Raw genomic sequence first — 14808 nt, forward strand, 5'->3', positions numbered from 1 at the left:
GGGGCGGTGCCGCGGGCTCAGCGTTCGTCGCCCAGCCCGATCGGCGCCGGCAGCACGTTGACGATGCGCGTGAAGAGCGCGCGGTAGTCGGCTTCGGGCGGATGGCCGGTCAACGGGTCGCGATTGGCCTCGAAGGCGCGGTCGAGTTCTTCCCAGTCGGCCTCGGTCAGCACGCGCTCGGCGAGCGGCAGGATCTCCTTTTCCTCCAGCGCCATGTGCGCGAGGTAGAACTCGACGTAGCGCTCCACCGCCAGCTCGAAGGCCTCGCGGCGCGGCTCGCCGATCATCTCGAAGGCCAGCAGCGCATGCTCGACGTTGCGGATCTTCCGCTCGCCGCGCGCGTGGTCGTCGTCGAGCCGGTCGAGCAGCTCGCGCGACACCGGCGTGCGGGCCCGCAGCTTGGGGAAGAGCAGTTCCGATTCCTTTCGGTGATGGCGCTTCTCGGGGAATTCGTCGACGTAGAACAGCATCGCGCGCAGCACGCCGAAGTCGGGCAGCGTGCCGCGCTGCCGATGCCGCGCCAGCAGCATCTCGATGGAACGCAGCATGGCCGAGAGGGCCGCGTGTTCCTGGCGAATGATCTGGGCGGTGGCGTGCGTGCGCATGGCGGATCCTGCAGATGGTGAGCGTGCCTGGAGGATGGCATGCAGGGCGCGGCGGGATGTTGATGCAACGCAAAGGGGCGTGGCGCTGCCCGGGCCTCTCGGCTCAGCGAAGCGCGGGTGCCTGCATGGCCAAGGGGGCGTCGCAATCCCGGATGTTCACGAACACGATGTCACCGACCTGGAGCGAGGCGCCGGGCGGCACGTGGCCGGTCCCCAGCGAGCGCGAATGCACGCCGCTGCTGTGGTAGCGCACCAGGACATAGGGATCGGCATCGCCGATCGGGCCGCAATCGCGGCTGGCCGTGGCGGCGAGTTCGCTGGCGCGTCCGATCGCGACGATCTGGGCCGGGCGCCAGCCGGCGCCATCGACCGCCGCCGTGCCGAGCGGCGCGCAGCCGCCGGACACCAGCGCCCACGACACGCAGATGCAGGCGCAGGTGCGAGTGCAGGCGGCGGTGCCGGTCTTCATGGCCTGCCGGGCGGTGTCGCCGCCACGGCGAGCGCGGCGGTGGGCGAGGGCGCGGCGCCAGCCGTGTCGCCGGCCGCGTTCCACCAGCCGCCGCCAAGTGCCTGGAACAGCGCGGCCGCGTCGCTCAGCCGCAGCGCTCGCGCCTGCACCAGCCCGAGCCGGGCCTGTTGCTGCGCCTGTTGCGCCAGCCGCAGGCCCAACGCGCTGGCGTCGCCCAACTGCACCTGGCGCTGCGTGCGCGCCAGGCTCCGGGACGCCGTGCGCTCGGCCTTCTCCGCGGCTTGCACGGCGCGTGTGTCGGTGTCGATCGCGTCGAGCGTATTGGCCACATCCTGGAAAGCGGCCAGCACCGTGGCGCGGTACTGTGCCGCGGCCTGGTCGAATCCGGCGCGGGCCGCGGCCTCGCGGTGCGCCAGCGCGCCGCCGTCGACGAGCGGCTGCGTCACGCCGGCCGCGAGTGTCCAGAACAGGCCCGGCCCCTTGAACAACTGCGACAGCGCATAGGCCGACGAACCCGCATTGGCGCTCAGCGTGAGGCTCGGCAGCCGAGCCGCCACCGCCACGCCGATGGCGGCGCTCGCGGCCTTCAACTGCGCTTCGGCAGCGCGTACGTCGGGGCGGTGCTCGACCAGCGTCGACGGCAGGCTCAGCGGCAGCGCGGCGGGCAGTTGCAGCGTGTCGAGGTCGAATTGCGCCTCGACGCCCTGCGACGGGTAGCGGCCCGCGAGCGTGGCGAGCAGGTTGCGCTGCTGCGCCAACTGGCGTTCGAGCGGTGGCAGCGTGGCCTCGGTTGCGGCCAGCGAGGCCTCCTGCGCGTCGACATCGGCCGGTGCGACCTGGCCGAGCCGCAGTTGCCGGCGATAGGCATCGAGCACCTGCCGCTGTGCATCGGCGATCTCGCGCGTGGCGCTTTGTTGCGCGCGCAACGAGGCTTCGGTGATGGCCGCCGCCACCACGTTGCTGCTGAGCGTGAGCCGCGCTGCCAGGCGCTGGAAGCGCAGGGTCTCGGCCTGCGCCTGTGCCCCTTCGACCTGCCTGCGCGTGCCGCCGAACACGTCGGGCGTGTACGACACGCTGAGTTGCGCGGTATGCAGCGTGTAGAGGCTGGCGTCGGACGCCACCGGGCTGGCCACGGCGTCGGCCACGCGCTGGCGTGTCGGTGCGTAGTTCACGCCCACGGCGGGCCAGAACGCCGCCTGTTCGGCGGCTGCGTTCTCTTGCGCGGCCCGCAGTGCCGCATCGGCCGCCTCCAGCGTCGGACTGCCCGCCAGGCTCCGCGCGACCAGTGCGTTCAGCGCTTCGGAATGGAAGGCCTGCCACCATTGCGCAGGCACGTCCAGATCGGTCGCGAGGCGCGGCAGGGCAACGCTCGCCACCTCGGTCTGCGGGGCCGTGGCCGGTGCGGCCACGTAGCGCTCGGGCAGGTCCAGCGGCGGCCGTGCGTAGTCGGGCCCCGCTGCGCAGCCGGCCAGCAGCAGCGCCAGACCCGCCGCCAGTGCGCCCGCAAGGATGGGTTTCGGATTCATGCGGCCTCCGATCCGGTTTCTTCGGCGGCCCTGCGCGCGCGCGAGTCATCCTCCTTGCGCTCGAAGAAGGCTTCGAGCGCGAAGTACAGCGCCGGCAGGATGAACAGCGTCAACAGCGTCGACACGACCAGCCCGCCGACCACCACCGTCGCCAGCCCGCGCTGCACGTCCGTGCCCACGCCCGTGGCCAGCGCCGCGGGCAGCATGCCGATCGACGCCACGGTCGCCGTCATCAGCACCGGCCGCAGGCGCTCGGCCGCGCCTTCGAGCACCGAGGCCCGCAGCGCGAGCCCTTCGCCGCGCACGCGCCGGAAGTTGGAAACCATGATGATCCCGTTCTGGATCGACACGCCGAACAGCGCGATGAAGCCGACCGCCGTCGCCACGTTGAGCGTTTCGCCCGCCACGTGCACCGCGATCAGCCCGCCCAGCATGGCCATCGGCACCACGCCGAGGATCAGCGCCACCTGGCGGACCTGGCCGAACTGGAAGAACAGCAGCACCGCCATGATCCCGACGACGATCGCGAGCGACGTGCCCAGCCGCGCCTGGGCGCGCTGCTGGTTCTCGAACTGGCCGGCCCACTGCAGGCGCACCTTGGTGGGGTCGAACTGGATGTCCCTGGCGATGCGCGTGCGCGCTTCGTCGAGGTACGAGGCCAGGTCGCGATCGCGGTTGTCGACGCGCACGGTGATCTGGCGTTCGTTCATCTCGTGCGAGATCGTGCTTTCGCCGGTCTGCAGGCGGATGTCGGCCACCTGCGACAGCGACACCTTGACGCCACCCGACCCGTTGAGCTGCAGCGCGCCGAGCGCCTCGGTGCTGCCCTTGGCGTTCGCGGGCATCTTCACCGACACGTTGTACGTGCGGTTGCCCGCGTACACGGTGATCACCGGCGCGCCGCCGATGCCGGTCTGGATGAGATTCGCCACGTCGCTGGCATTGACGCCGTAGCGTGCCGCGGCCTCGCGGTCGAGCGCGATCACCACCTGCGGGATCGGCGGCTCCTGGAACAGCGACGCCGACGCCGTGCCGCGCACGGTGGCCAGCAGATCGACGATCTGGTTGCCGATGCGCCGGCTCTCCTTCAGGTCGTCGCCGTAGATGCGCAGGACCAGCGGGCTGTGCGCGCCGCCCACCGCGTCGTTCACGCCATCGATGATCGGCTGGCTGATGCCCACGTCGAAGCCCGGCATGCGGGCGAAGCGCTCGGTCAGCGTGTGCACGAAGGCCGCCTTGTCCACGCCGGCCGGCCATTCGGCGTACGGCTTGAGGCCCACGGGCACTTCCATGTGCGAAGGGGTCCAGGGGTCGGTGCCATCGTCGTTGCGCCCGAGCTGGGTGACCACGTACGACACCTCCGGGTATTCGAGCAGCGTCCGGCGCATCTCGGTCGCCATCTCGCCGGCCTTGTCGAGCGACAGCCCCGACGGCAGCTGCACCTGCAGCCAGAGCGCACCTTCGTCGATGTCGGGCAGGAACTCGCGCCCGGCCGTGGCGCCCAGCGCCACGACCGCGGCCAGCGCCAGCGCGCTCAGGCCATAGGCGATGGCGGGCGTGTCGAGCAGCATCGACAGCCCGCGGCGATAGGCGCCCGTGAGCCACACCAGCGGCTTGTTGACGAAGGGCTTGCTCGGCTTGCGCAGCGCCACGTAGGCGAGGCTCGGAATCAGCGTCAGCGCGCACAGCAGCGCGCCGATCAGCGCATAGCCCACGGTGAAGGCCATCGGCTTGAACAGCTTGCCCTCGGCACGCTCGAACGCGAACAGCGGGAAGTACGCGGTCACGATGATCAGCGTGGCGAAGAAGATCGGCTTCGCCACATGGCCCACGGTCTCCAGCACGTGGGCCTCGGTGAGCATGAGATGGGGCTCTTCCTCGCGGCGCCGCAGGATGGCTTCCATGATCACGATGGCACCGTCCACGATGATGCCGAAGTCGATCGCGCCGAGCGAAAACAGGTTGGCCGGCATGCGCGTGAAGTGCATGACGATGAAGACCGTCACGAGCGACATCGGGATCGCCACCGCCGCCACGACCGCGCTGCGGGGGCTGCCCAGGAACAGGATCAGCACGAAGCTCACCAGTGCCATGCCTTCGAGCATGGTGTGCGTCACCTTGTCGACGGTGAGCTTCACCAGATCGTCGCGGTCGATGTAGGGCACGATCTTCACGCCCATCGGTGCGAGTTCGGCCTGCAGCGCGTCGATCTTCGCGTGCACGCCTTCGAGCACGCGCGACGGGTTCTCGTACTTGAGCATCAGCACGATGCCTTCGATGGTGTCGGGGTTGGTGTCCTTGCCGAGGATGCCGCTGCGCTCCTGGTGGCCCGACTGCAGGCGGCCGAGATCGCGCACCAGCACCGGCGAGCCGTTGTTCTGTGCCACCACCACGCTGCCGAGCTCGTCGAGCGTGCGCACCTGGCCGATGCCGCGCACCACATAGCCTTGCTCGCCGCGCGCGATGCGTCCGCCGCCGGCATTGGCGCTGCTGTTGTTGATGGCCGTGACCACGTCGCTCAGGACCAGCGCGTGCTGCTGCAGTTTGGCCGGATCGAGTTCGAGCTGGAACTCCCTGGTGAAGCCGCCGAAGTTGTTGACGTCGACCACGCCCGCCACCTGCCGGAGTGCGGGAATGACCTTCCAGCGCTGGATCTCGGACAGCGCCATGAGGTTCTGCGTGTCCGACTCGAGCGTGTAGCGGTAGATCTCGCCCGCCGGCCCGGCCATCGGGCCGAGGCCGGGCTGCACGCCCGCCGGCAGCGCCACCTGCCCGATGCGCTCGCTGACGCGCTGGCGCGCGAAATAGTCGTCGGTGCCGTCCTTGAAGCTCAGGTTGATCAGCGACAGGCCGAAGGTGCTGCTCGACCGGATCGACGCCAGGGCCGGCACGCTGCCGAGCGCGCGTTCCAGCGGCGTGGTGATCTGCTGCTCGATCTCCTCGGCGGCGAGGCCGTTGACCTGCGTGGCCACCTGCACCGTCACGTCGCCGAGGTCGGGATAGGCCTCGACCGTCATCTGCGTCCACGACCATGCGCCGAACAGCACCAGCGCAACCGACATCGCCCAGGCCAGCAGGCGATGGCGAAAGAACTGTGCGATGACCAGATCAATCATTGAGCAGCACACCACCGCGCACGACCACGCGTTCATCGGCCGCCAGGCCACTGCGGATGCGCACGCGGTCGCCGTCCTCGCGGCCGAGCTCCACCGTGCGGCGCATGAAGGTCCAGGGCGCGACCTCGACGAACACGCTCACGGCGTCGTTGTTCATCAGCAGTGCCGAGGCCGGCACCTGCGCCTGCTGCGCCTGCGGCACGTCGAGCACGGCGGTCGCGTACATGTTGGGCTTGAGCAGGCCCTCGGGGTTGGAGAACACCACGCGCGCCTTGGCGCGGCGCGTGTCGGCGTCGAGCGCCGCGCCCACGAAGGCGACCTTGCCGCTGAAGCTGCGGCCGGGATAGGCGGCGAGCGTGACGACGGTGCGCTGGCCCGCGGCAACGGCGCTCAAGGCGCTCTCGGGCACGCCGACCGTGACCCAGACGGTGTCGAGGTTCGACACCGTCATGAGCACCGCGCTGGTGTCGTTGAGGTTGACACCGGCCGCGGTGTTGAGTGCGGTGACCGTGCCGGCCATCGGCGCCGTGATCTTCAACAACTGGCCGCCCTGCATGCCGCCGTCGGCGCCGAGCGTGCGCAGCCGCGCCTCGCTGCGATGCAGCTCGGCGTTCTGCTGCACGAGCGCGCTGCGGGTCGCCTCCACGTCCTTGGCGGCATTGGAGCCGGCTTCGTTCACGCCCAGCGCCCGGGTCAGCGCACGCTGCGCCAGGTCGGCTGCATCACGTGCCTTCTGCGCGTCGGCCACGGCCTGTGCCAGGTCGGGCGACGCCAGCGTGGCCAGCAGCTGGCCGCGCTTCACCGTGTCGCCCAGCCGCACCTTGAGTTCGACCAGCCGGCCGGCCAGCGGCGGCACGATGTTGGCGGTGCGCGCCGGGTCGGCCTCGACCGTGGCCGGCAGGTTGATCTGATGCGGGAGCGCGTCCTGCGTCACGGTGGCCACCTGCAGCCGCTCGCGCAACGGCGAGCCCGGCGGCACGGTGAGGCGCGCGCCCTGGCGCACCAGCATTGGCGCGGCGGTGGCGGCCATGTCCGGATGGGTCGGCGCGGCCGCGTGCGCGCGATGGCCGACCAGGTCGAACAGCAGTGCCGCGCAGGCGAACAGGCCGATGGCCAGGCGGGTGGGAGAAGGCGTGTAGAGGGTTTTATTGATCACGATGCGGGTCCGTCCGCGGGCCGGCTGCGTGCGCATGGAGCGCTGCCCATGCCTTCGACGTGCCGTCGCGCCGTTTCGTGGGCAGCTTAGAAAGCACGGCCTGAAGAAGTCCCCAAGAAATCCTGAAAATTTCTTCAGGAAACCGGACGCCGGCTCGCGGCATGATCGGACCCATGCGAATTCTGTTGATCGAAGACGACCGCAAGGCGGCCCGCCTGCTGGCTCGCGGACTGCAGGAAGAAGGCTTCGTCGTCGACGTGGTGCACAGCGCCGAGGAGGGCGACGAGGCCGCCTTCGTCACGGCCTACGACCTGCTCGTGCTGGACTGGATGCTGCCCGGCAAGGACGGCCTGCAGCTGTGCCGCGATCTCCGTCTGCGCGGCAGCAAGACGCCGGTCCTCATGCTGACCGCACGCGATGCGCTGGCCGACCGCGTGGCCGGCCTGAATACCGGTGCCGACGACTACCTCACCAAGCCCTTTGCCTTCGACGAGCTGCTGGCCCGTGTGCGCGCGCTGCTGCGCCGCTCCGAACTCGTGCGGCCGGTGGTGCTCTCGCTGGCCGACCTGAGCCTCGACCCGGTGAGCCAGCGCGTGGTGCGCAGCGGTGCCGTGCTCGAGTTGACGCACAAGGAATTCGTGATCCTGCAGATCCTGCTGCGCCATGCCGGCGAGGTCGTCAGCCGCTCGCGGCTGGCCGAGCAGGTCTGGAAGGACGACCTGATCGCCATCGACAACCTGATCGACGTGCACATCGGCAACCTGCGCCGCAAGGTCGATGCACCGGCCTTCGTGCCGCTGATCCAGACCGTGCGTGGCCGCGGCTTCCGCCTGGCGGTGCCCGATACGGGCGTGGCCGACCATGCTTAGCGTCCGCAGGCGGCTGGCGCTGGCGCACATCGGCGTGATCGTGGTGGTCATGACGATCGCCGCCGCCGGCTCGTATTTCGTCTTTGCGCGCAATGTGCATGCCGAACTCGACGCCGCACTGCTGGCGCTGGCCGAGACCGAGATGGGCATGCTGGCGGCGTCGGGCGAGGGAGCGCCGGTGGTGGTGCACGAGGCGCCGCGCGCCACTTCCGCCGCGCCGTCGTTCGTCCGGCTCGACCGGCTGGTGCAGATCGTCGATGCGCAGGGCCGTGTGCTGGCGCGCAGCGCCAACCTCGGCGAGGCCAGGTTGCCGATCCCGCAGACGCTGCAGGTCCGGCTCGCGGCCGGCGAGACGGTGTTCGAGACGCTCGACGGCTTCGGCGAGGAGCCCACGCGCATGGTCTCGGTGCCTGTGCCGGGGCGGCCTTCGCTGCTCGCGGTGCAGGTGGCGGGGTCGCTCGACGACGTGAACCACGTGCTGACGGCCGCCAGCGTGCTGTTCCTCGTGCTGGGCAGCGTGCTGCTGCTGACGCTCGGCGCCGCCGGTGCACTGGTCACGCGCCGTGCCTTCGGCGCCATCGCCGACGTCGTGCAGCAGGCGCACCGCATCGGTGACGCCAACCTCGGGGAGCGCCTGCCGCATCCCGGCACGCGCGACGAGGTCGGCCGCCTGGTGGACACGCTCAACGCCATGCTGGCACGCATCGAGACCGGCATGGAGGCGCAGCGCCGCTTCACGGCCGATGCGTCGCACGAGTTGCGCTCGCCGCTGTCGCGGCTGCGCACCGAGCTCGAGCTTGCATTGCGCCGTCCACGCGAGGCTGCGTCCTATGTCGAGACGCTGCATTCCGCGCTCGAGGAGGTCGAGTCGCTGACGCTGCTGGTCGAAGAACTGCTGGTGCTGGCGCGGCTCGATGCCGGCCAGGAACGCGACGCCGTCGAAACATTGCCGCTCGATCTGCTGGCCGAAGAGGCGGTGCGCCGCATCGAGCCGATGGCGCGCGAGCGCGGCGTGCAGCTGACGATCGTGCCGGCGCCGCGTGTGACGGCGATCGCGGCACGCGGCGCGGCGGCGCTGGCCCTGGCGAACCTGCTCGACAACGCATTGAAGTTCTCGCCGGCCGGCACCGAGGTCCGCGTGCGGTACTTTGCCGATGTGAACGCGTGCGAGGCGGTGCTTTGCGTCGCCGACGGCGGCGCCGGCATCGCGAAGGACGACCTGCCGCATCTGTTCGAGCGCTTCTACCGTGGCGCCGCTGCGCGCTCCGACGAAAGGACGCCGGGTCTCGGGCTCGGCCTGGCGCTGTCGCAGGCCGTGCTGCAGGCGCACGGCGGGCGGATCGAGGCCTCGAACGGGGAGGGCGGCGGCGCGCGTTTCGAGATGCGGTTGCCGCTTGCGGCTTGACGATCAGATAAGGGGAGGCATTCGCGGGGGCATTGCTGAAATGCAAAATACTGTATAAAAATACAGTTTACTGTCATTCCGCCATGGCCCTTCCCCTGATCTCATCGTCCTTCGTCTCCGCCCGGCACAACGTCTGGCGCGGCGACGAGCTGGGCGTGGCCGACATGCAGGTCATGGGCACCGGCCATGCGGCGCTCGATGCCGAACTGCCGGGCGGTGGCTGGCCGGTGGGCGCCATGACGGAACTGCTGCAGGCGCGGCCCGAGGCGCATGTGTGGCAACTGCTGCTGCCGGCGCTGGCGCAGGCCGTGGCACAGGGCACGGGGCCGGTGGCGCTGATCGGCGCGCCCTTCGAGCCCTTCGGCCCGGCGCTGGCCGCGCACGGCCTGCCGGTCGAGGCGCTGATGTGGATCCGCAGCGACGCGGCGCCCGCTCGCCTGTGGGCCTGCGAACAGGCGTTGCGCTGCGCCGACGTGGCGGCCGTGCTGGCCTGGCTGCCGCAGGCGCGCGCGGGCGAATTGCGCCGGCTGCAGCTGGCCGCGGCCCAGCACGAGGCGCTGCTGTTCGTGTTCCGGCCCGACCACGCCGCGCTGTCGGCGTCGCCGGCCCGGCTGCGGCTGCAGCTCGAAGCCTGCAAGGACGCCGGGAAGGCCGAGAACGCCGGCCAGATGGATGTCCGCATCCTCAAGCGCCGCGGCCCGCCGCTGGCCGCGCCCGTGCAGTTGCCTGCGCGCAGCCAGCGCATGTCGATGCTGCTCGCGGCCAGCCAGCTGCGGCGCAAGGCGCGGCGGCAGGAAGAGGGCAGCGCGCCGCCACCCGCGCTGGCCTCCGCCACGGTGGTGCGCATCGATGCGTGGAAAGGAGGCGGCCGTGCAATGGATCGCACTGCGGTGGCCGCCTGAGGCCGACCGCACCTTGCCGTCGCCCGAGGCGCTCGGCTGGTGGGCGCTGCAGTACACGCCGCGTGTCTGCTGGGTCGACGAGGCGCTGCTGATCGAGGTCTCGGCCTGCGAGCGGCTCTGGGGCGGCCGGCTGTCGCTGATGCGGCAACTGGCGGCCACGAGCCCCGATGGATGCGCGCTGAAGCAGGCCCGCGGCCCCACCAGCCTGGTGGCGCTGGCCCGGCTGCGCCTGTTCGCGCGCGACCAGCGGCCGCCCGTCGACATGCTCGCCGACCTGCCGCTCGACACGCTCACGGCCGCACGCGATCACCTCGACGTCCTCGCGCATCTGGGTTGCCGAACCTGGGGCGAGGTGGCGGCGCTGCCGCGCGCCGGCCTGGCGCGGCGTTTCGGCGCGGCCTTGCGCGACGCGCTCGATCTCGCCTGGGGCCTGCGCCCGGAAAGCCACGAGTGGCTCACGCTGCCCGACCTGTTCGACCAGAAGCTCGAACTGCCCGCGCTGGCCGAAGGCGCACCCGAGCTCATGTGGTCGGCCAACCGCCTGCTGGCCGCCTTGCAGATCTGGCTGCGCGCGCGGCAGCGCGGCGTGCTGTCGATGGAACTGCAATGGACGCTCGACCTCAAGCGCTACAACGGTGTCGACCTGCCGCCGAACCAGGCCATCACCGTGCGCACCGCAGAGCCCACGCAGGACATGACGCACCTGCGCCGCCTGCTGAGCGAGCGGCTCGCACTCACCACGCTGGCCGCACCTGCGAGCTGGCTGCGCCTGCGCACCGTCGACACCACGCCCTGGGCCGGCGCCAGCACCAGCTTCCTGCCCGAGGACAACCGCAAGGGGGACCGGCTGCATGAGCTGGTCGAGCGCTTGAGCGCGCGGCTGGGCGCTGAACAGGTGCTGCGCGCTGCGGCGGGTGCCGACCACCGGCCCGAGGCCATGCAGCATTGGGCGCCGGCCTTGCGCAGCGTGTCGGCCGGCGCGGGCAAGGTGCCATCCGCTGCGCAGGCTTCCGCATCGCAGGCCGCGGCATTGCAAACCGCGGCCAAGGCTGGTGCCGGCCTGCATCCGACCTGGCTGCTGCGCGAGCCCTTGCTGCTGGAGATGCACGACGGGCATCCCTGCTACGGCGGTCCGCTGCGGCGGTTGGTCGGCCCGCAGAAGGTCGAGACCGGTTGGTGGGGCGACAGCCGGGACGGCGGCCAGCCGGCCGTGCGCGACTACTACATCGCGCAGAGTCCGGACGCCGGCTTGCTCTGGGTGTTCCGCGAGCGCCGACCGGCGCCGTTTGCCGAGGACACGGCGGACACGTCGCCGCGCTGGTTCCTGCAGGGGCTCTATGCCTGAACTCAGCGACAAGCAGGCGCGGGCGCGCCAGGCCGCCCGGCTGCACGTGCTGCCGCAGCACGCGCCCGAGCCCGCTGCCGAGCGCGGCCTGCCGGACTATGCGGAGCTGCATTGCCTGACGAACTACAGCTTCCAGCGCGGTGCCTCGTCGCCGGCCGAACTGGTGGCGCGGGCCTGCCAGCTCGGCTACAAGGCGCTGGCGATCACCGACGAGTGCTCGGTGGCCGGCATCGTGCGGGCGCATGTCTGGCTGCGCGACCAGAAAGAAGCATTCGATGCGCATCGCAAGGAGCATCCCGAACTGCCGCTGCAGCCGGCCGAGGACTTCCGCATCCTCTACGGCAGCGAATTCCGCTTCGAGCGCTTCAAGCTGGTGGTGATCGCGCACGACTTCGAGGGCTGGGGCAACCTCTGCGAATTCATCACCGCGGCCCGCAGCGCAGCGCCCAAGGGCGACTACCAGGTGAGCTGGGAAGACAGCAGCATCAGCGACGTGGCTTCGCTGCAGCGCTGCGAGATCCTGTTCGTGCCGCACCGCGCGCCGGGCGCCGACATCGACATCGCGGCGCTGTGCATCGACCTCGACGCGGCGGCTGCGCTTTATGGCGAGCATCTCTGGCTGGCCGTCGAACTGCTCAACGAGATGGACGATGACCTGTGGCTGCTCACGCTGCAGCAGGCGAGCGCGCAGACCGGCGTGCGCTTGATCGCTTCGGGCGACGTGCACATGCACCTGCGCTCGCGCAAGCCGCTGCACGACGTGATCACGGCCGTGCGCGAAGGCCGCACGGTGGCGGAATGCGGCTTCGCCCTGCAGTCCAACGCCGAGCGGCATCTGCGCTCGCGCCTGCGGCTGGCCTCGCTGTTCCCGGCCGAGCTGCTGGCCAACACGCTGGTGGCGATGGAGCGCTGCCGTTTCGATCCGGGGCAGATCGAGGATGAATACAAGTATCCGCGGGAGCTGATCGGCGATGGCGAAACGCCGGCCCAGACGCTGAGGCGCAAGACCTGGACGGGTGCGAACGGGCGTTATCCGAAGCACAAGTATCCGCGCGGCATTCCGAGGAAGGTGAAGAGCAAGGTGAAGCAGGAGCTCGACCTGATCATCGAGCTGCAATACGAGATGTTCTTCCTGACCGTGGAGGACATCGTGGCCTTTGCCAGGAAGGAAGAGATCCTCTGCCAGGGCCGCGGCTCATCGGCCAATTCGGCGGTCTGCTATTGCCTCGGCATCACCGCGATCAACCCCGAGACCGGCAACCTGCTGTTCGAGCGCTTCCTGAGCCGGGCGCGCAAGGAGCCGCCCGACATCGACGTCGACTTCGAGCACCAGCGGCGCGAGCAGGTCATCCAGTACATCTACGGCAAGTACGGCCGTGACCGCGCCGCCATCGCCGCGGTCGTGATCTGCTATCGCTCCCGCAGCGCGCTGCGTGACGTGGGCAAGGCGCTCGGCGTGGCCGACCGGCTGATCGACGAATTCGCGAAAGACCATTACTGGTTCGACGACGACGTCCTGCAGCAGCGGCTGGAAGAAGCGATGGAACGCGCCGGCGTGCGCGAAGACCCGCTGCGCATCGCGCAATGGCTGGAGCTGGCGCACGACCTCAAGGGCTTTCCGCGGCACCTGAGCCAGCACGTCGGCGGCTTCGTGCTCACCGAAGCCAGGCTCACGCGGCTGGTGCCGATCGAGAAGGCGTCGATGCCGAATCGCTCGGTGATCCAGTGGGAGAAGAACGACCTCGAGGCCATGGGCATGCTCAAGGTCGACGTGCTTGCGCTCGGCATGCTGAGCGCCATTCAGCGCGGGCTCGGCTTCGTCAACGGCTGGCGCGGCAGCGTGGTGGAAATGCACGAAGCGGTGCCGGTCGATGGCGATCCGGTGTACGACATGATCTGCGATGCCGACACCATCGGCGTGTTCCAGATCGAGAGCCGCGCGCAGATGTCGATGCTGCCGCGACTGAAGCCGCGCGAGTACTACGACCTGGTGGTCGAGGTCGCGATCGTGCGACCCGGGCCGATCCAGGGCGGCATGGTGCATCCGTACCTGAAGAACCGCGAGAAGAAGCGGCGCAAGGAAAAGATCGACAACCCCTATCCGGCGCTGGACGAGGCGCTGAAGCGGACGCTCGGCGTGCCGATCTTCCAGGAGCAGGTGATGCAGATCGCGATGATCGCGGCCGGCTTCACGGCCGAGCAAGCCGACCGCCTGCGGCGCGCGATGGCTGCCTGGAAACGCACCGGCGGTATCGACAAGTTCAAGGAGCCGTTGATCATGGGCATGAAGGACCGTGGCTACGACCCCGACTTCTGTGAAGCCATCTTCAAGCAGATGGAAGGCTTCGGCGAATACGGCTTCCCCGAGAGTCACGCGGCCAGCTTTGCAATCCTCGTGCTGGTGAGCTGCTGGCTCAAGTTCCATGAGCCGGCCTGCTTCCTGGCCGCCATGCTCGACTCGCAGCCGATGGGCTTCTACACGCCCTCGCAACTGGTGCAGGACGCGCGGCGCCATGGCGTCGAGGTGCGGCCGGTCGACGTGACGGTGAGCGATTTCTACAGCACGCTGGAGCCGCGCGCAGCCGATGCGCCGCGCGTGCCGCCCGGTACCGACGCACGGTATGCGGATCGCCAGGGACGGCCCGGCCAGCCGGCGGTGCGGCTGGGGCTGAACCGTATCGTCAGCCTCAGCAAGATCGGCGTGGAACGCCTGCTCGCGGCCCGCGCGCAGGCGCCGTTCACCAGCACCGAAGACCTCGCGGTGCGGGCCGATCTCGACGGCAAGGACATGGCCGCGCTGGCTGCGGCCGATGCACTGATGACGCTGTCGGGCCATCGGCGCCAGCAGGTCTGGGACGCGACCGCGCAGCGACGCGCACCCGCGTTGCTCAAGGGCGTGCCGATCCATGAACGCCCGTTGCAACTGCCCGAGGCGCCTGAAGGCGAGGAGATCGTCGGCGACTTCGCGTCGCTCGGCCTCACGCTGCGCCGGCATCCGCTGGCGCTGCTGCGCCCGCGGCTGGACCGGCTCAGACTGCTGAGCGCGCAGGTGTTGCGCGACGTGCCGCACGGCCGCATCGTGCGCGCCTGCGGCATGGTCACCGTGCGGCAGCGTCCGGGCACGGCCAAGAACACCATGTTCGTGACGCTGGAAGACGAGACGGGTACCGTCAACGTGATCGTCTGGAGCCACGTGGCCGAGAAGTGGCGTGAGCCGCTGCTCAAGTCGCACCTGCTCGCGGTGCAAGGCACCTGGCAGCGCGACGTCGACAGCGGCGGCGAGGTGCGCCATCTGGTCGCCAGCGCCTTCAAGGACCTCACGCCCTGGCTCGGGCGGCTGGCCGAACGCGACAGGAGCCGGGATTTCCATTGACCGCCGCGGCGCGGCTGCAGCCCACCCCTTTTTCAAGGAAGA

General features: G+C 70.1%; 10 protein-coding genes. 5 read left to right on the plus strand and 5 right to left on the minus strand.

Annotation, left to right across the window (positions count from 1 at the left end; all coding sequences use genetic code 11):
- Positions 1-17: 17 nt before the first annotated feature.
- The 5 genes from AC07PZ_RS23495 to AC07PZ_RS23515 form a co-directional block, all read right to left on the minus strand.
- Positions 18-605 (minus strand): hemerythrin domain-containing protein, encoded by a 588-nt coding sequence (locus AC07PZ_RS23495; RefSeq protein ID WP_495297566.1) that lies wholly within the window; start codon positions 603-605, stop codon positions 18-20.
- A gap of 103 nt (positions 606-708) precedes the next feature.
- Positions 709-1074 (minus strand): hypothetical protein, encoded by a 366-nt coding sequence (locus AC07PZ_RS23500; RefSeq protein ID WP_495297567.1) that lies wholly within the window; start codon positions 1072-1074, stop codon positions 709-711.
- Entirely contained in the window at positions 1071-2600 is a 1530-nt protein-coding gene (locus AC07PZ_RS23505; protein WP_495297568.1) for an efflux transporter outer membrane subunit, read from the minus strand. The genes AC07PZ_RS23500 and AC07PZ_RS23505 overlap by 4 nt, the downstream gene beginning before the upstream one ends.
- Positions 2597-5716, minus strand: a complete 3120-nt coding sequence (locus AC07PZ_RS23510; RefSeq protein WP_495297569.1) for an efflux RND transporter permease subunit — start codon at positions 5714-5716, stop codon at positions 2597-2599. Before AC07PZ_RS23510 ends, AC07PZ_RS23505 begins: the two co-directional genes overlap by 4 nt.
- Entirely contained in the window at positions 5709-6872 is a 1164-nt protein-coding gene (locus tag AC07PZ_RS23515) for an efflux RND transporter periplasmic adaptor subunit (RefSeq protein WP_495297570.1), read from the minus strand. The genes AC07PZ_RS23510 and AC07PZ_RS23515 overlap by 8 nt, the downstream gene beginning before the upstream one ends.
- Positions 6873-7045: 173 nt before the next feature.
- On the opposite strand from AC07PZ_RS23515, the gene AC07PZ_RS23520 reads away from it, so the two are divergent.
- The 5 genes from AC07PZ_RS23520 to AC07PZ_RS23540 all read left to right on the plus strand — a co-directional run bounded on the left by AC07PZ_RS23520 (position 7046) and on the right by AC07PZ_RS23540 (position 14766).
- Positions 7046-7741, plus strand: coding sequence for a response regulator (locus AC07PZ_RS23520; RefSeq protein WP_495297571.1), 696 nt, complete (start codon positions 7046-7048; stop codon positions 7739-7741).
- On the plus strand, positions 7734-9146 hold the full coding sequence (locus AC07PZ_RS23525) for an ATP-binding protein (protein WP_495297572.1): 1413 nt from the start codon (positions 7734-7736) through the stop codon (positions 9144-9146). Before AC07PZ_RS23520 ends, AC07PZ_RS23525 begins: the two co-directional genes overlap by 8 nt.
- Positions 9147-9229: 83 nt before the next feature.
- Positions 9230-10048 carry a translesion DNA synthesis-associated protein ImuA gene (gene imuA, locus AC07PZ_RS23530; RefSeq protein ID WP_495297573.1) on the plus strand — a complete coding sequence of 273 codons (819 nt, stop codon included), beginning with the start codon at positions 9230-9232 and terminating at the stop codon, positions 10046-10048.
- Positions 10017-11393 carry a Y-family DNA polymerase gene (locus AC07PZ_RS23535; RefSeq protein ID WP_495297574.1) on the plus strand — a complete coding sequence of 459 codons (1377 nt, stop codon included), beginning with the start codon at positions 10017-10019 and terminating at the stop codon, positions 11391-11393. Before imuA ends, AC07PZ_RS23535 begins: the two co-directional genes overlap by 32 nt.
- Positions 11386-14766, plus strand: coding sequence for an error-prone DNA polymerase (locus tag AC07PZ_RS23540; RefSeq protein WP_495297575.1), 3381 nt, complete (start codon positions 11386-11388; stop codon positions 14764-14766). The genes AC07PZ_RS23535 and AC07PZ_RS23540 overlap by 8 nt, the downstream gene beginning before the upstream one ends.
- Positions 14767-14808 lie beyond the last annotated feature (42 nt).

The organism is Variovorax sp. GW821-FHT10B04, assembly GCF_059415645.1.